Genomic DNA, 17,236 nt, shown 5'->3' on the forward strand with positions numbered 1-17,236 from the left:
ACCGGCGAATGGTTCGCGCATCAGCACTTCGGCTTCGAGCCGGACCTGATCACGATGGCGAAGGGCCTGACGTCGGGCTACGTGCCGATGGGCGCGGTCGGCATTCACGAACGCGTCGCGCGCCCGATCATCGACAACGGCGAATTCAATCACGGCCTCACGTACTCCGGCCATCCGGTGGCGGCGGCCGTCGCGGTCGCGAACCTGAAGCTGCTGCGCGACGAAGGCATCGTCGAGCGCGTGAAGACCGATATCGGGCCGTATTTCCAGCGCCGGCTGCGCGATGCGCTGGGCGACCATCCGATCGTCGGCGAGATCGTGGGGAGCGGGTTGGTCGCGGGCGTTCAGCTGGCGCGCGATCGCGAGCGGCGCGAGCGTTTCGATGCGAGCATCGATATCGGCACGATCTGCCGCGACTTCTGCTTCAAAGGCAACCTGATCATGCGCGCGACCGGCGACCGGATGCTGCTGTCGCCGCCGCTCGTGATTCGCGAGGCGGAGGTCGACGAGATCGTCGACAAGGCGAAGCGCGCGTTCGATGCGACGGCGGAGCGGGTGGGGGGCGTGCGGTAAGCACGGTGCGCCTGCGAGCGGAGGGCGCGGCGTCGCGTGATGGGGCGCCCGTATCGCGCCGGGCACGCGCGACGCCAAAACGAAAAGGGCCTGCGTCGTGAGACGCAGGCCCTTGAATTCTTTGGTGGGCGGTACTGGGATCGAACCAGTGACCCCTGCCGTGTGAAGGGATTCGCCGGGGCAGACGGTCGCAGGTATAAGGCAAATCAAGCCCCTTCTTTCGTAGCGCCGACGAAACAAACCGTCGCTGGTTTAGCGAATCGCCCGTCAACGGTGACAGGTAGGCCGATGTGGCGGGTATGCGAAAATTACGGGCTCAATCCGGAGAGTTACCCATGGCGACATGCCCGAGCTTTTTTGAAGCCTTCCAGACGAACATGACCGCGCTGCATATGCCCGTTCCGACAACGCTTTTCGCGACGCTACAAACGTCGGTTGCGGCCGTCAGTACGATGATGGGGACGCTAAAGGCGCTTGGCCCCGAAGCGACGGTGGGCGAAATACTTGGTGCGACTACGCTAGTCGAAAAGGTGGGTGTTGTCGGCTCGATCCTTGGCAGCGCCTACTTGGGCGCGGTCATCGGTAGCCTGATGGTCGCGACCGATGCGACATTGGCGTGCGGTGTCGGTAGGGGCAACGCGAACACTTCGCTTGCAGTCGCTCGATGGGGCACACGCTATGGGCTGGCGATTCATCCGCTCGTCATGGCGCAAATCCTGCGGCATCCGGAAGTGCTCGCGCCCGGTCCGCATAGCTATTTCGGGTTGAAGTCGAACACGGCGATCCGGGGTGTGCGATGAAGTGGATTGCCGACCGCCTACTTCTCATCGGCACGGCGATAGTCTGTTTCGCCGTCGCTTGGGCTATCATCGCCGGAACCGGCGAATGGTTCCCCACCATCATGATGCTGATCGCGTTCGCAACGCTATGGGGCGATAACGCCCGCCTGCGAAAGCTACTCGAACAAAATGGCATCGATCCGCGACGGCGCAAGCGCTAATTCCGGAAACGTCAGCAGCCCGCCCTGGCGCAGTCGAACAGATGCGGGGCGATCGAGATATGGCGCCCATGGACCCCGGCTATAGCGGAGTGCACCCGCGCCATCGCGACATAAACTTGCCGTCGGACACTGACCTTCGGCTGTCGCCGTGCGGCAATGGTGCATTCAACTGCCGGCAGATAGGCATTGTCCGGGTAGAGCGAGTGCGAGTAAGAAAAAAGGCCAGTCGCCGCACAGAATGCGAAAGTGGCATCGATGCGGTATTGCGAGCGAATACCGATTGCCCAATCGCCTGACGTGTTCACTATTTGCCGCATTTCCAACCCTTGCTGTTGCGCTATGGCGGCAACGTCAGCGGGCGTCATGCCTGAGTGGCGCCGTCAACGTTGAACGCCGATGCTGGGCCGTGGTTCATCGTAGGAAGCATTCAAGTAGTCAGGTATGGGGCCTTTTTCGCCAGCGCTCGTTCGGTGACACGCCGCTTTACCGCGTCGCAGGTTGCGAGAGCTGACGCATTGCGTAGGAATTGATCTATCCGGTCGATTGACTCATCGACTGCATCACCGTCAACGCCGATTCGGTGGTCAATTTCGTTCAGTCCGGCGAGCACATCTGCCTTGGATTCATCGTCACCAAAGCGGTTGACGGCTTGCCTGATCAATCGGAAATGGGATTGGAGCCCCCGGACGTGCCTCGTCAATTACGCGAGCCTCGTTCCGATCGAACTCGTCCAGCACCTGTTGTTGAACGATTATTTCGACCTCGCCTCTGTCAACCAGATCTTCGAGTACGCCAATGATGGGCTGTTCCCGATAGTCCCTTGCGAGATCTAGCCAGACACACGTATCTACTACCAAACGGGTTGCCATCGAGGTCCTCGTTTGAGTGGCAGTCGCCCATTGCCAGGGCGTAGGGTCGCACGTCACGTGGGGCGCTACTGTGAGATGATATGAGCAATCTCGCGACCACAGCGGTGTTCTAAATGACAAAGTTCGCCTTCGTTGCCTACCCATCAAGAGACCAATCTTTGCTGTCCGTTGTGCGCGGCGCTATAAAGAAGGTGACAGCTAAGACACAGGAGATCAGATACGAGCGATGGGAGTTTAATGATATTGCTGGAACTCCGCTAATTTCTCCAATTATCGAGAAAATCGATGAGTCGGCTTTCATTGTTGCTGATATCACGTACTTGAATCTCAATGTTGTCTACGAGGTTGGTTATGCGATTGGTAAGTCAAAAAGAGTATTCCTCATAAGGCATTCAAAAACAACCGGTGATCGTGATATCGCCAAGCGAGTGGGTATTTTTGACACTCTTGGATTTTCCGAGTATGAAGATGAAGAGTCGCTAGCTCACCGGCTAACGGGAGAGATAGACGAGACTCCACTTTCAATTCAGTACCCGACTGATACAAAAGCCCCTGCGTATGTAGTGGAGCCGCCGATAAAGGGGGCCGCGGCCACGATGATGACTTCTCGCCTGAAAAAAGCTCGATATAAGTATAGGAGTTTTAATCCAACCGAGGACTCGCGCCTATCTGCAGTGGATGCAATTAAGCAAGTTGCGTCGTCTGCAGGTGTGCTTGTGTCGTTTGAGCGTGAAGATAAAGACTGGGCGTATATCCATAATATCAGGACGATGTTTGTTGCCGGTCTTGCGCATGGCATGGAGCGGCCTACGCTTATTTTGTCTCCTGCAGATTATGCTGCGCCACTGGATGTGCGTGATGATGTAAAAGCGTATGGGCATCCGGACGATATTGCGGATTATATTGCAGGCTTAGTGTTGGAGGTTACTGATTATCTTCAGCAGGTAGAGCCGCCCGTAAGGAAGGCAGCTAAATCTCTCCAGAGTCTGACGTTTGGCGATCCAACCGCAGAAAATGAGATGACAACGCTCTCGGATTACTACATGCAGACTGATCAATTCAATCGGGCACTGCGTGGAGAGGTGAATCTGGTGGTGGGGCGAAAAGGATCGGGAAAGACCGCGTTATTTCTGCAGTTGCGCGACAGAATCCGTGGCGATAAGAGAAACGTAATGGTGGATCTGAAGCCTGAAGGATATCAACTCATCAAGCTAAAAGAGGACCTTCTCGCTTATCTAACGGAGGGATCTCGCCAACATTTGATAACTGCATTTTGGGAGTATCTTCTCCTTCTAGAGGTTGCTTATAAGGTTTTGGAGAAGGATCGAATTGTGCACAAGCATAATCATGATCTTTTTGACAAGTATGTGCTGTTGGAATCAGCGTATAAGGTTGAAAATTTCTCAACGGAGGGGGATTTTTCTGAGCGGCTCCTCACCTTGTCGGATCGAATTGCGCTTGAGTATAGGTCGAGATATGGCGATGCACCTGATACCAAGCTTACGCTCGAAGATGTCACGTCTTTGGTATACGCCCATGATATCAGGGTATTGCGCCAGAGGCTTTCGGACTATCTCAGTGAAAAGCAGGCGGTTTGGATTTTATTCGATAATTTGGATAAGGGTTGGAATACTACTGGTGTTGATGTAATAGACACGATTGTCCTGCGATGCCTGGTGGAGGCTGGGCGAAAATTGGAGCGCGAAATGCGGAAGCACGATCAGCGCTTGTCGTGTCTTATTTTTATTAGAAATGACGTATACGAACTCTTAATGAAGGGGAGTGCGGATTACGGGAAGGATATGCGTGCTGTATTGGATTGGACCGATCCAGATATGCTGAGGGAAATGTTGCGACTTCGATTGGTTGCGGGAATAAATGGAGCCGCTGACGAAATCGAATTTGAGCAACTCTGGAGGCAGGTTTGCGTTTCCCACTACAAAGGAGAGGAGACCTCTGCTTATTTTATAGAAAGGTCGTTGATGAGGCCGAGAAATTTGTTGAAAATATTTTCTCACAGCAAGGGATTCGCAAATAATTTTTCACATAACAAAATAGAAGACTCTGATATTGAAAAAGGAATTAGAGCGTACTCTCAGGATTTGCTGATTGAGCTTGACCATGAATTGTCGGATGTATTTCCTGCGACGCAAGATATTCTTTATGGCTTCATTGATCACAAGGCTATTGCAACACGTAGGGAGATTGAGTCTACTTTGTTGGCGGCGGGTGTTGATCAAGAATCCACTGAAAAAGTATTTTCTTTTTTAATATATTACGGTGTTCTGGGGTTGATTATTGATGGGGAGCCTCAGTATATTTTGATGTAAATTATGATTCGAAGATACTTACGGCTCGATCCCTGAAGCAAGGGGACGGGGCGCAGTTCTCGATAAATCCTGCGTTTTGGGATGCTCTTGGTATTGTGCAGCCCTCACAAATTTGACTGTCGGCAGCGCTATTGGGCTTGTCTGCGAGCGATTTGGTTTAATACGTTTCATCGATTCAGGAGGGCGCATGGCTGGTAGCCGCGACGCCGAACCTCGGCTCGCCGGTTTCCGTTGCGTTTCCAGATAGATACCATCGACAGGCTCCAGACAAAGGTTGAAAAATCGTCTGGGCTGGATTCTGCGATTCCGCCATTCTTCCGCCAAAAGCAAATTCCTGAGGGTTCGCTACAAAGAAAAAGGCCCTCGGCTTTCGCCTGAGGGCCTTTGTTCTTCGGGCTTCACACACCGATGAATCCTTGGTGGGCGGTACTGGGATCGAACCAGTGACCCCTGCCGTGTGAAGGCAGTGCTCTACCGCTGAGCTAACCGCCCAAAGAAGAATCAAATTATGTCAGAGATTTTGGGGTTCGTAAAGCCCTTTCTGCAAATTTTTTCAAACAGCCGCAAGCACCGGTCCGCAGCCCGCGTGCTCATCTCGCCGGAGCGCGCAGCGCGTCGATGGATGTGCGCACGTAGCCTGCAAAGCGCAACGCGACCGGTTCGGCGGTGCCGCTGCGTTTCAGCGCGAGCGTGCGCGATTCGAGCGACGCGTCCTTCAGCGGCAGGAACGCGAGCCGGTCGCTTTTCGCCTGCTGCAGCACGCGCGGCACCAGCGCGATGCCCATCCCGAACTCGATCATCGACAGGATCGTCTGCCACAGCCGCGCCTCGTGGCGGATCAGCGGACTGAAGCCCGCATTCACGCACTGCGCGATGATCAGGTCGTGATAGTGCGGTGCGGCGTCGCGCGGAAACAGGATGAACGGTTCCGTCGCGAGCGCGGCGAGCGCGACCTGCCGGCGCCGCGCGAGCGGATGCGCGGCCGGCAGGCAGCACACGAACGGCTCCGCATAGACGGGCGCCGATTCGACGTCGGGCGGGAAGCGGCCCCAGTGCGCATAGCCGAGATCGATCTGGCCGCGCTGGATCGCCTGCACCTGCGCGTGCGTGTTCATCTCGCTCAGCACGACCTCGACGCCCGGATAGTCGGCCTCGAAGCGCCGCACCGCATCGGGCAGCCCGCGATACAGCATCGAGTGGACGAAGCCGATCCGCAGCCGGCCCGCGAGGCCCGACGCGGAGCGTACCGTCAGGCGCTCGGCTTCGGCCGCCTGCAGCAGCAGCCGGCGCGCTTCGCCGAGCAGCACCTCGCCCGCGTTGGTCAGCGCGACGGTCTTGTTGGTGCGCGAGAAGAGCTGCACGCCGAGCGCGTCCTCGAACTTGCGGATGTCGAAACTCAGCGCCGGCTGCGAGATGAACAGGCGCTTCGCCGCGCGCCCGAAATGCAGCTCCTCGGCGACCGCCACGAAGTAGCGCAACTGCCTCAGTTCCACGGTGTCTCCTCCTGGCGTCGGCATCGATAAGCGATATCTATCGTACCGGATAAATCCTGTATTGGACGCTTATCGACCGCACGCCTACGCTCTTCGGAAGGCTTGACGCAGGACCGGCCGGCCGCGGCGTCACGCCGGCCCCGGCAACTGCGCAGGCAACCCAGGAGACGCACGCATGAACGACACTGCTCGCACGCCGGACACCGGCGCATCCAATATCCCCGACAGCCGGGGCCTCAATTTCTTCACCGTCGATCCCGATCTCGGCGCGTTGCTGAAGCTGCATCTCGGCGACGCGCACTACGCCGAACTCGAGCCGCGGCTGCGCGCGCTTGGCGCGCGCGTATCGGGCGAACTCGACGAATGGGCGTCGCGCGCGGACAAGCATCCGCCCGTGCTCGAGCATCGCAACCGGCGCGGCGAAGCCGTGCAGCGGATCGACAAGGATCCGGCGTACGTCGCGCTCGAACGCGTCGCGTATGCGGAGCTCGGGCTCGCGTCGCTGAGTCATCAGCCCGATGGGGTGCCGCCGCTCGTCAAGTACGCGCTGACGTTCCTGTTCGTGCAGGCCGAGTTCGGATTGTGCTGCCCGGTGAGCATGACCGATTCGCTGACGCGCACGCTGCGCCGCTTCGGCGATCCCGCGCTCGTCGCGCGCTACCTGCCGAGGCTCGCGTCGCGCGACTTCGACACGCTGTACCAGGGTGCGATGTTCATGACCGAGCAGGCGGCCGGCTCCGACGTCGGCGGGATCGCGACGCGCGCGACCTGCGAAACCGACGCGCACGGCGAGACCGTCTGGCGCCTGACCGGCGACAAGTGGTTCTGTTCGAATGCGGACGCCGATCTCGCGATGGTGCTCGCGCGGCCCGACGGCGCGCCGGCCGGCATCAAGGGCCTCGCGCTGTTCCTGCTGCCGAAGACGCTGCCGGACGGCACGCGCAATCGCTACCGGATCGTGCGGCTGAAGGACAAGCTCGGCAGCCGTTCGATGGCGAGCGGCGAGATCGCGCTCGAAGGCGCGCAGGCCTACCTGATCGGCGAGATCGGCCGCGGCTTTCACCAGATGGCCGACATGATCAACATGTCGCGTCTGTCGAACGGCGTGCGCGCGGCGGGGCTGATGCGGCGCGCGCTGAACGAAGCGCTGCACGTCGCCGCGCATCGCGAGGCGTTCGGCCGCAAGCTGATCGAGATGCCGCTGATGCAGCGCCAGCTGATGAAGATGCTGCTGCCGGCCGAGGCCGCGCGCGCGATGTTCATGCAGATCGCGCTGCTGCTGCCGCAGGCGGATGCGGGCGACGAGCAGGCGGCGCGCTGCGTGCGGATCCTGACGCCGCTGATCAAGTTCCGCGCGTGCCGGGACGCGCGCCGCGTGACGGGCGATGCGATGGAAGTGCGCGGCGGCACCGGCTATATCGAGGAATGGAGCGACGCGCGGCTCGTGCGCGACGCACACCTCGGTTCGATCTGGGAAGGCACGAGCAACATCGTCGCGCTCGACGTCGCGCGCGCCGCGCAGCGCGAGCATGCGCTCGACGCGCTGCGCACGTTCCTCGGCGATCGTCTGGGCGCGGCGCCGCTGCCCGACGCGAGCCGCACGGCGCTGCGGCGCATTCTCGCGCGGGCGTGCGATGCGCTCGCACGGGTCGCCGGGGAGGGCGACGACGCGCGCGTGCGGCAGGCCGCGTCCGCGCTGTATTACGCGAGCGCGGCCGTGCTGATGGCCTGCGAGGGCGCACGGCTCGCGCCGGACTTCAGGCGTCTCGCGCTCGCGCACCTGGTCGTGCGGCACAAGCTGTTGCCGGTCGATCCGCTCGCGCCGGCATCGCGCCATGATGAATCGGCCGCATCCGACGCGTTGCTGCGCGGCACGCCGGTGGCGCTCGACATGGCGCTCGACCTGCTGCCGGAGATCGAGCGATGAGCACGGCGACCGAGAACACCACGCGCGGCGCGCTGCACGGCCTGAAGGTCGTCGACCTGAGCCGCGTGCTCGGCGGCCCGTACTGCACGCAGGCGCTCGCCGACCACGGCGCGACGGTGATCAAGATCGAGCCGCCCGACGGCGACGAGACGCGCGGCTGGGGGCCGCCGTTCCTCGGCGACACGGCCTGGTACTTCATGGGCGTGAACCGCAACAAGGAGGGGCTCGCGCTCGACCTGTCGCACGACGAAGGGCGCGCGATCCTGTGGCGCCTGCTCGAAGACGCCGACGTGCTCGTCGAGAACTTCAAGCCCGGGACGCTCGCGCGCTGGGGGATGGACTATGCACGCGACCTGCAGCCGCGCTTCCCGCGCCTGATCCATTGCGCGGTGACGGGCTTCGGCGACGACGGCCCGCTCGGCGGGCTGCCGGGCTACGACGCGGTGATCCAGGCGATGGCCGGGCTGATGAGCGTCAATGGCGAGCGCGACGGTGCCGCGACACGCATCGGTTTGCCGATCGTCGACATGGTCACGGGGCTGAACGCGCTCGCCGGCGTCCTGCTGGCGCTCGCGGAGCGCAAAAAGAGCGGGCGCGGCCAGTCGATCGACGTGGCGCTGTACGACTGCGGCGTGTCGCTGCTGCATCCGCACCTGCCGAATTTCTTCGGATCGGGCCGCGTGCCGGAACGCAGCGGCAATGCGCATCCGAACATCGCGCCGTACGACAGCTACCGCACGGCCACCGTGCCGATTTTCCTCGCGGTGGGCAACGACCGCCAGTTCGCGCGGCTCGTCGCGCATCTCGGGGCGCCGGCGCTGGCCGGCGATCCGCGCTTCGTCGATAACCGCAGCCGCTGCGCGCACCGGCCGCAGTTGAAGGTCGAACTGGAAGCGCGGCTCGCCGCGCACGCGTGCGAGCCGCTCGCGTGCGACCTGATGGCGGCCGGCGTGCCGTGCGGGCCGGTGCGCACGGTGGCCGACGTCGCGCGCGATCCGCATGCGCTGCACCGCAACCTGTTCGTCGAGATCGGCGCGTATCGCGGCACGGCGTCGCCGGTGAAGCTGTCGCGCACGCCGGCCACCTACCGGTCGGCGCCGCCCGCGCTCGGTCGCGACACGCGCGCGGTGCTCGACCGTCTCGGCGTCGATCGCGCGCTCCAGCAGCCACTGCTCGATGCCGGCGTGCTGAAGGTCGCGCCGGACGAGACGTGACGAGCGACGGCGCCTGCAGATGCGCGTCGTCCGGAACCGGCCGATCGCAACGTCGACGGCAACCCCCAGGCAACGCAACGTAGCGCAACCCCGCCAGCCGGCGGCGCAAGGCCGGCCATCCGGCAACGCGCGCGACAGTCGCGCAGCCGAACAAACATGGAGACATCGATGAGCCGTCCGCCATCCCCGCCCGCCGCGCAGCCGCGGCCCGGCCGCGCCGCCCTTGCGGCGTTCGTCGGCACCACGATCGAGTGGTACGACTTCTACATCTACGGCACGGCCGCCGCGCTCGTGTTCGGCAAGGTGTTCTTTTCCAGCACGATGGACCCCGGCGTCGCGACGCTGCTCGCGTTCGTCACGTTCTGGGCCGGCTTCGCCGCGCGACCGCTCGGCGGGATCGTGTTCGGCCATCTCGGCGATCGCGTCGGCCGCAAGACCGCGCTCGTGATCACGCTGGTGATGATGGGGCTCGCGACGACCGGCATCGGCCTGCTGCCCGGCTATGCGTCGATCGGCGTATGGGCGCCCGCGGGCCTCGTCGTGCTGCGCGTGCTGCAGGGCATCGCGGTCGGCGGCGAGTGGGGCGGCGCGGTGCTGATCGCGAGCGAGAATGCGCCGAAGCATCGCAGCATCCTGTATGCGGCGTTCGCGCAGCAGGGCTCGCCCACCGGCAACCTGCTGGCCACGGCCGCGTTCTTCGCGCTGAGCGCGCTGCCGACGCCGTCGTTCCTAATGTGGGGCTGGCGCATTCCGTTCCTGCTGTCGGCCGTGCTCGTGATCATCGGGATGGTGATCCGGCTGAGGCTCGAGGAATCGGTCGACATGCAGCGCGTGCTCGCGCGCAAGCGCACGGTGAAGCTGCCGCTGCGCGACGTCGTGCGCGACCACTGGGTTGTCGTGCTGCTTGCGGCCGGCACGCTGCCGGTGATCAACGTCACGTATTTCCGCAGCACGTTCGCGCTGTCGTGGGCGACCAGGGAACTCGGTTACGCGCAGGGTACGTTTCTCGGCATCCTGTCGATTTCGCTCGTCGTGCAATTCCTGATGCAGCCGATCGGCGCGTGGTTCGTGTCGAAGGTCGACATGCGGCGCGCGATGTGCTGGATCCTGATCCCGGAAATCGTGCTGATGCCCGTGATGTTCCATGCGCTCGCGACGCGTTCGTACTGGGTCGCCGTCGCGGGCATGTGCATTTCCACGATCCCGTCGGCGATGTTCTACGGCGCGGTCGGCGGCGTGCTCGCGCGCGTGTTCCCGGCCAACATCCGCTATACGGGCCTGTCGCTCGCGTATCAGTTGAGCGCGCTGGTCGTCGGCGGCGGTACGCCCGTGCTCGCGCAGGCGATCCTCAATGCGACCGGCAGCATCGTCGGCGTCGCGATCGCGTCGGGGCTCTATGCGCTCGTGTCGCTCGCGTGCATGCTGGCGCTGCTCAATCGCACCGGGTATCGCGCCGACGAACTGTCGAGCGCCGAGCGCAGCGACGCGGCCGAGTGGGGTACCGAGAGCACGGGGGCGGGAAGCCCCCCAGGCGAAGCCGCGCAACCCGACGATCGCGGCACGTTGAAACCCGCGGGTTGAGCCGGCAGGCCGGCGCGATGCGATGGGGTGGCGATGCGGGGATTCCGCGGCGTCGCGCGCCCGGCGGCCCGCGCGTCGCGTGGCCTTCGTTCGCGCCCGATCAGGCGTCCCAAAAGCAAACGGCACCGTGCGATACACGGTGCCGTTTGTCCGGGCGTTGGCTTCACGTCGCGACGCCGCCGGCGCGGCCGTCGCGCGCCGCGTCGTTGCTCAGCCTTCCGTCGGCGGCACGTAGCCGGACGCCTGGTCCGCGCCGTCGCCGAAGAAGTACTTCTCCGTCTGCTTCATCAGGTACTGGCGCGCGCGCGGGTCGGCCATGTTCAGGCGGTTTTCGTTGATCAGCATCGTTTGCTGCTTGAGCCAGCCTTGCCACGCTTCCTTCGAGACGCTCTCGTAAATGCGCTTGCCGAGTTCGCCCGGCAGCGGCGGGAAATCGAGGCCTTCGGCTTCCTTGCCGAGCTTCGCGCATTGGATCATTCGAGCCATCGTGTACTTCTCCTGTAATCGGTCTGGGGGGAAGGGCAGTCGTGCCTGCGCTCAGAGCTGCTTCATCAGCACGAGCGACTTGCGCTGCCAGTTATAGAGTTTGCGGCGGTCCTCCGGCAGGTCGTCGACGCTGACCTTGACGAAGCCGCGCTTGAGGAACCAGTGCTCGGTGCGCGTCGTGAGCACGAAGATGTGCGTGAGGCCGCGCGCGCGGGCGCGCTGCTCGATGCGCTTGAGCAGGCGTTCGCCGTCGCCCGAGCCTTGCGCTTCCGGCGCGACCGTCAGGCACGCCATCTCGCCGATCTTCTCCTGCTGGTACGGGTACAGCGCCGCGCAGCCGAACAGCACGCCATCGTGCTCGATCACCGAGAAGTGGTCGATGTCGCGTTCGATCTGGTGACGGCCGCGCCGCACCAGCGTGCCGTCCGACTCGAGCGGCTCGATCAGCGATAGGATGCCGCCGACGTCGTCCGGCGTCGCCTCGCGCAGGCTTTCGAGGTTCTCGTACGAGATCATCGTGCCGACGCCGTCGTGCAGGAACAGTTCGAGCAGCATGCTGCCGTCGAGCGACTGCGGGATCAGGTGCGCGCGGGTCACGCCGCCGCGGCATGCGCGGATCGAATGCTTGAGGAAGAACGCGTCGTCGCCCTGGATGTTGCCGGAATCGAGCAGCTCGGCCGCCGCGTCGAGCGACATTTCACGCACCAGCTCGCCTTCGTCGCCGACGATGCCGGGGCCTTCGGTCAGGAAGATGATCTTGTCGGCGCGCAGCGCGATCGCGGCCGCCGACGCGACGTCTTCCATCGACAGGTTGAACGCCTCGCCGGTCGGCGAGAAGCCGAGCGGCGACAGCAGCACGAGCTTGCGGCTCGCGAGCGAATGACGGATCGACTCGGCGTCGATCTTGCGCACGATGCCCGTGTGCGCGAAATCAACCCCGTCGAGAATCCCCACCGGCCGCGCGGTCACGAAGTTGCCGGACACGACGCTGATGTGCGCGTGCGCCATCGGCGAGTTCGGCAGCCCCTGGCTGATCGCGGCCTCGATGTCGAGACGCACTTCGCCGGCCGCTTCCTTCGCCGATTCAAGCGCGCGTGCATCGGTGATGCGCAGCCCGTGCGAAAACTCGGATTCGACACCGTGCAGGCTCAACTGCTCCTCGACCTGCGGGCGCGAGCCGTGCACGAGCACGATCTGGATGCCCATCGCCTGCAACAGCGCGATGTCGGACACGAGCGCATTCAGCAGCCCCTGCTGCACCACCTCGCCGCCGAACCCCACGACGAACGTGCTGTTGCGGAACTTGTGGATATAGGGCGCGACGGAGCGCATCCAGTCGACGAACTGCGCGTGGCTGGCGGCCGAATCGTCGGCGGCCGGCGGCGTCGCGGCGCCGGTCTGGGCGGGAGGGAGGTCGGTTTGGGAATTCATGGGCGGGATTATAATGCGCCCCCATGTCGAATGTTTCTAAAAGTCCCGCGCCGACGCGGGCCAATACGCCGTCGGCGAAGCACCCGGATGGTGCGGCCGATGCGCGCGAGCAGCAGGGCCAGCCGCCGCGCCAGCAGCAGGACAAGCCGGCGGCCACGCCGGCACAGGCGCCGCGCGGGCCGCGCAATGACGAACGGCGCGGCGACGCGCGCCAGCCGGCCGCGAAGGGCGCGCCGCAGGCAACGGGCGAGCGCGCCCCGCGCCGTGAGCGTGCGCCGCGCGCGGCAGTCCCGCCCAGGGCGGCCACACCGAATCCCGTTCCGCCGATCACCTACCCCGAAAGCCTGCCCGTATCGGGCAAGCGCGACGAAATCGCGCGCGCGATCGCCGGTCATCAGGTTGTCATCGTCTGCGGCGAAACCGGCTCGGGCAAGACCACGCAGTTGCCGAAGATCTGTCTCGATCTCGGCCGCGGCCTCGGCGCCGGCGGCACGGGCCTGATCGGGCATACGCAGCCGCGGCGCCTGGCCGCATCGTCGACCGGCCGGCGGATCGCCGAGGAACTCGGCACGCCGTTCGGCGAGGTGGTCGGCTACAAGGTGCGCTTCACCGACAATCTCGCACCCGGCGCGTCCGTGAAGCTGATGACGGACGGCATCCTGCTCGCCGAGACGCAGACCGATCCGCTGCTGAAGGCGTACGACACGCTGATCATCGACGAGGCGCACGAGCGCAGCCTGAACATCGACTTCCTGCTCGGCTATCTGAAGGAAATCCTGCCGCGGCGGCCGGACCTGAAGCTGATCGTCACGTCCGCGACGATCGACGCCGACCGCTTCGCACGCCATTTCGGCACCGACGAACGTCCGGCGCCGGTGATCGAGGTGAGCGGGCGGCTGTATCCGGTCGAGATGCGTTACCGGCCGGTGGCCGAGGACCGCCCGGCCGTGAAGAACGCCGAGGGCACGGGCGGCCGCGATCGCGTGAAGACCGCGCGCGAGGCCGAGCGAGACCTGATGGACGCGATCGTCGACGCGGTCGACGAGCTGTGCCGCGAAGGCCCCGGCGACGTGCTGGTGTTCCTGCCCGGCGAGCGCGAGATCCGCGAGGCGGCCGAGGCGCTGCGCAAGCACCACCCGCCGCACACCGAAATCCTGCCGCTGTTCGCGCGGCTGTCGGCGGCCGACCAGGACAAGGTGTTCAAGGCGTCGAACGCGCGCCGGATCGTGCTCGCGACCAACGTGGCCGAAACGTCGCTGACGGTGCCGGGCATCCGCTACGTGGTCGATACCGGTCTTGCACGCGTGAAGCGCTATTCGTACCGGAACAAGGTCGAGCAACTGCAGGTCGAGTCGATCTCGCAGGCCGCCGCGAACCAGCGCGCGGGCCGCTGCGGCCGCGTGGCCGACGGCGTGTGCATCCGCTTGTACGAGGAAAGCGACTATCAGGCGCGCGCGCGCTTCACCGATCCGGAAATCCTGCGCTCGTCGCTCGCGTCGGTGATCCTGCGGATGAAGTCGCTGCACCTCACCGCGATCGAATCGTTCCCGTTCCTCGAACCGCCGCCCGGCCGCGCGATCGCGGACGGTTATCAGTTGCTCAACGAGCTCGGCGCGGTCGATGACGACAACGCGCTGACGCCGCTCGGCCGCGAGCTCGCGCGGCTGCCGCTCGACCCGCGCGTCGGCCGGATGATTCTCGCCGCGCGTGACCAGCAGTCGCTGCGCGAGGTGCTGATCATCGCGAGCGCGCTGTCCGTGCAGGACCCGCGCGATCGCCCGATCGAAGCGCAGGAGCAGGCCGACCAGGCGCATCGCCGGTTCGCCGACGAGCGCTCCGAATTCCTGCAGTGGCTGAAGATCTGGGCGTGGTTCGAAGAGGCCGTCGCGCACAAGAAGTCGAATCGCCAATTGATCGACGCATGCCGGCAGAATTTCCTGTCGCACCTGCGGCTGCGCGAATGGCGCGACGTCCATTCGCAGCTGCTGACGGTCGTGCGCGAGCACGGCTGGCGGCTCAACGAAGCCGAAGCCACGTACGAGCAGATCCATCTGGCCCTGTTGACGGGCCTGCTCGGCAACCTCGGGATGAAGGCCGACGACGATCCGCATTACCTCGGCGCACGCGGAATCAAGTTCTACCTGTGGCCGGGCTCCGCGCTCGCGAAGAAGGCCGGCCGCTGGGTGATGGCGGCCGAGCTCGTCGAGACGAGCCGGCTGTACGCGCGCTGCCTCGCGAAGATCGAGCCGGAGTGGGTCGAGAAGATCGGCGCGCACCTGCTGAAGAAATCGCTGTCGGAGCCGCACTGGGAGAAGCGTCCGGCGCAGGTCAGCGCGTTCGAGCGCGCGACGCTGTACGGGCTGCCGATTTACCACCGGCGGCGCGTCGCGTTCGGCAAGCAGGACCCGGCGCGCGCGCGCGAGCTGTTCATCCGCGGCGCGCTGGTCGAAGGCGAATTCGACACGAAGCTGCCGTTCTTCGCGCACAACCGCAAGCTGCTCGCCGACATCGAGCAGCTCGAGCACAAGTCGCGCCGCCAGGACGTGCTGGTCGACGACGAGCTGATCTACGCGTACTACGACCACGCGATCCCGGAAGGCATCCATACGGGCGCCGCGTTCGAGCGCTGGTATCGCGACGAGGTGAAGAAGGGTGGCCAGTCCGAGGACAAGCAGCGGCTGCTGTACCTGTCGCGCGACGACCTGATGCGCCACGAGGCGGCCGGCGTGACGACCGACCTGTTCCCGAAGCGCGCGACGATGGCCGGCGTCGAGATGGCGCTCACGTACCACTTCGAGCCCGGCACGCCGCGCGACGGCGTGACGCTCGCGGTGCCGCTCTACGCGCTGAACCAGGTCGACGCACGCCGCTGCGAATGGCTCGTGCCCGGGATGCTGAAGGAGAAGGTGCAGCTGCTGCTGAAGTCGTTGCCGCAGAAGCTGCGCCGGCACTGCGTGCCGCTGCCCGAGTACGCGGCCGGCTTCGTCGAGCGGATGGGCCGCGAGCGCTTCGGCGCGGGCGGGCTCGTCGAGGCGCTGATCGCCGACGTGCGCGGCGAGACGCAGGTCGCGATGAAAACGGCCGACTTCAAGCTCGAGACGCTGCCCGCGCACCTGTTCATGAACTTCAAGGTGATCGACGAGCACGGCCGTCAGCTTGCGATGGGGCGCAATCTCGCGCAGCTTCGCCAGGAGCTGGGCGCGCAGGCGCAGCAGCAGTTCCAGAAGATCGCGGCGGCATCGACGATCGCGACCGGCGGCGACGCCGGCGCGGGCGACGCAGTCGACACGGCCGCGCCCGCCGCCACGCCGGGTTTGGCGGCGCGGGGCGGCAAGCCGGGCAAGGGCGGGGCGCCGCAGACGGCCGCTCCGGCCGACACCGGCGCAACCGCGCTGTACGAGAACCTGACGACGTGGAATTTCGGCAAGCTGCCCGAGCTGCTGGAGATCCGCCGGCGCGGCCAGACGCTGTACGGCTACCCGGCGCTCGTCGACCGCGGCACGCATTGCGACGTCGAGGTGTTCGATTCGCCGGAGGAGGCCGCGCGCATCCACCGGGCCGGCTTGCGGCGGCTGTTCGCGCTGCAGCTGAAGGAGCCGATCAAGTTCCTGGAAAAGAACCTGCCGGGCCTGCGCGAGATGGCGATGCAGTATATGTCGCTCGGCACGCAGGGCGAGCTGCGCGACCAGCTGATCGACACGGCGCTCGACCGCGCGTGCCTGCAGGACCCGCTGCCCGACGACGACGCGAGCTTCCATGCGCGCCGCGACGAGGGCCGCAGCCGCCTGAACCTGCTCGCGCAGGAAATCGCGCGGCTCGTCGGGCAGATCCTGGCCGAATACGCGGGCCTCGTGAAGAAGCTCGCGCAGGCGAAGCCGTTCGCGCAGGCCCATGCGGACCTGCAGCAGCAACTGGCCGCGCTGGTCGGCAAGCGCTTCGTGATCGACACGCCTTACGCGCAGCTTGCGCACTTCCCGCGCTACCTGAAGGGCATCGCGCTGCGGATCGACAAGCTGAAGGCCGATCCGGCGCGCGACGCGAAGCAGTCGGCCGAGCTGCTGCCGCTCGCCCAGCAGTACCAGCGCGCGGTGTCGCAGCGCGGCGGCGTCGCCGATGCGCGGCTCGCGGAATTCCGCTGGCTGCTCGAGGAACTGCGGATTTCGCTGTTCGCGCAGGAACTGCGCACGCCGATGCCGGTCTCTGTCAAGCGTCTGCACAAGGTCTGGGAGTCGATGCAGCGCTAGCGCGACATCGGTAGGCCGGGCCTGCACCGCGGCGCACGCCGCTGCGGCTCGTCCCGCCGCCGCGGCGTGCGGCGAGGTGACGCAAAGG

Annotated in this window: 13 protein-coding genes and 1 tRNA gene; 8 read left to right on the forward strand and 6 right to left on the reverse strand. The window is 64.7% G+C overall.

The features are described 5' to 3' along the window. The 3 genes from A9Z05_RS33375 to A9Z05_RS33385 form a co-directional block, all read left to right on the forward strand. A partial coding sequence (locus tag A9Z05_RS33375) for an aminotransferase class III-fold pyridoxal phosphate-dependent enzyme (RefSeq protein ID WP_141723537.1) occupies window positions 1-573 on the forward strand: 573 nt, incomplete at its 5' end. A 335-nt stretch (window positions 574-908) separates the two neighbouring features. Next, window positions 909-1,373, forward strand: a complete 465-nt coding sequence (locus A9Z05_RS33380; RefSeq protein WP_069621798.1) for a hypothetical protein — start codon at window positions 909-911, stop codon at window positions 1,371-1,373. Further along, window positions 1,370-1,573 (forward strand): hypothetical protein, encoded by a 204-nt coding sequence (locus A9Z05_RS33385; RefSeq protein ID WP_069621799.1) that lies wholly within the window; start codon window positions 1,370-1,372, stop codon window positions 1,571-1,573. The genes A9Z05_RS33380 and A9Z05_RS33385 overlap by 4 nt, the downstream gene beginning before the upstream one ends. Window positions 1,574-1,584: 11 nt before the next feature. Here the strand turns inward: A9Z05_RS33385 and A9Z05_RS36705 are convergent, their stop codons facing one another. Both A9Z05_RS36705 and A9Z05_RS38500 read right to left on the reverse strand, forming a co-directional pair. Further along, window positions 1,585-1,938: a hypothetical protein gene (locus tag A9Z05_RS36705; RefSeq protein ID WP_141723538.1), complete on the reverse strand. Its 354-nt coding sequence runs from the start codon at window positions 1,936-1,938 to the stop codon at window positions 1,585-1,587. Between the two features lie 264 nt (window positions 1,939-2,202). After that, complete coding sequence (locus A9Z05_RS38500) at window positions 2,203-2,586, reverse strand: PIN domain-containing protein (RefSeq protein ID WP_371090933.1); 384 nt, start codon at window positions 2,584-2,586, stop codon at window positions 2,203-2,205. Here A9Z05_RS38500 and A9Z05_RS36710 point away from each other — a divergent pair. Next, window positions 2,556-4,772, forward strand: a complete 2,217-nt coding sequence (locus A9Z05_RS36710) for a P-loop ATPase, Sll1717 family (protein WP_141723539.1) — start codon at window positions 2,556-2,558, stop codon at window positions 4,770-4,772. The two genes, A9Z05_RS38500 and A9Z05_RS36710, sit on opposite strands and share 31 nt — an antisense overlap. A 417-nt stretch (window positions 4,773-5,189) precedes the next feature. Here the strand turns inward: A9Z05_RS36710 and A9Z05_RS33400 are convergent. Continuing rightward, window positions 5,190-5,264 (reverse strand) — tRNA-Val (locus A9Z05_RS33400). A gap of 98 nt (window positions 5,265-5,362) precedes the next feature. Then, window positions 5,363-6,265 (reverse strand): LysR family transcriptional regulator, encoded by a 903-nt coding sequence (locus A9Z05_RS33405; RefSeq protein WP_069621801.1) that lies wholly within the window; start codon window positions 6,263-6,265, stop codon window positions 5,363-5,365. Between the two features lie 175 nt (window positions 6,266-6,440). Here A9Z05_RS33405 and A9Z05_RS33410 point away from each other — a divergent pair, with 175 nt between their 5' ends. The 3 genes from A9Z05_RS33410 (at window position 6,441) to A9Z05_RS33420 (ending at window position 10,987) form a co-directional block, all read left to right on the forward strand. Continuing rightward, window positions 6,441-8,192, forward strand: a complete 1,752-nt coding sequence (locus A9Z05_RS33410) for an acyl-CoA dehydrogenase family protein (protein WP_069621802.1) — start codon at window positions 6,441-6,443, stop codon at window positions 8,190-8,192. Beyond that, window positions 8,189-9,406 carry a CaiB/BaiF CoA-transferase family protein gene (locus tag A9Z05_RS33415; RefSeq protein ID WP_069621803.1) on the forward strand — a complete coding sequence of 406 codons (1,218 nt, stop codon included), beginning with the start codon at window positions 8,189-8,191 and terminating at the stop codon, window positions 9,404-9,406. Before A9Z05_RS33410 ends, A9Z05_RS33415 begins: the two co-directional genes overlap by 4 nt. A gap of 168 nt (window positions 9,407-9,574) precedes the next feature. Continuing rightward, a complete protein-coding gene (locus A9Z05_RS33420; protein ID WP_069621804.1) occupies window positions 9,575-10,987 on the forward strand; it encodes an MFS transporter in 1,413 nt (470 codons plus the stop codon). A 210-nt stretch (window positions 10,988-11,197) separates the two neighbouring features. Here A9Z05_RS33420 and A9Z05_RS33425 read toward each other — a convergent pair whose 3' ends face one another. Continuing rightward, a complete protein-coding gene (locus tag A9Z05_RS33425; protein WP_006478357.1) occupies window positions 11,198-11,473 on the reverse strand; it encodes an oxidative damage protection protein in 276 nt (91 codons plus the stop codon). A gap of 51 nt (window positions 11,474-11,524) precedes the next feature. Further along, complete coding sequence (gene argA, locus A9Z05_RS33430; RefSeq protein WP_050013028.1) at window positions 11,525-12,904, reverse strand: amino-acid N-acetyltransferase; 1,380 nt, start codon at window positions 12,902-12,904, stop codon at window positions 11,525-11,527. 23 nt (window positions 12,905-12,927) lie between these two features. On the opposite strand from argA, the gene hrpA reads away from it, so the two are divergent. Continuing rightward, a complete protein-coding gene (hrpA, locus tag A9Z05_RS33435; RefSeq protein WP_069621805.1) occupies window positions 12,928-17,148 on the forward strand; it encodes an ATP-dependent RNA helicase HrpA in 4,221 nt (1,406 codons plus the stop codon). The last annotated feature ends 88 nt before the right edge of the window (window positions 17,149-17,236 follow it).

Origin of the sequence: Burkholderia sp. A2 (genome assembly GCF_001729305.1) — a bacterium.
In the GTDB taxonomy this organism is placed as follows: domain Bacteria; phylum Pseudomonadota; class Gammaproteobacteria; order Burkholderiales; family Burkholderiaceae; genus Burkholderia; species Burkholderia sola.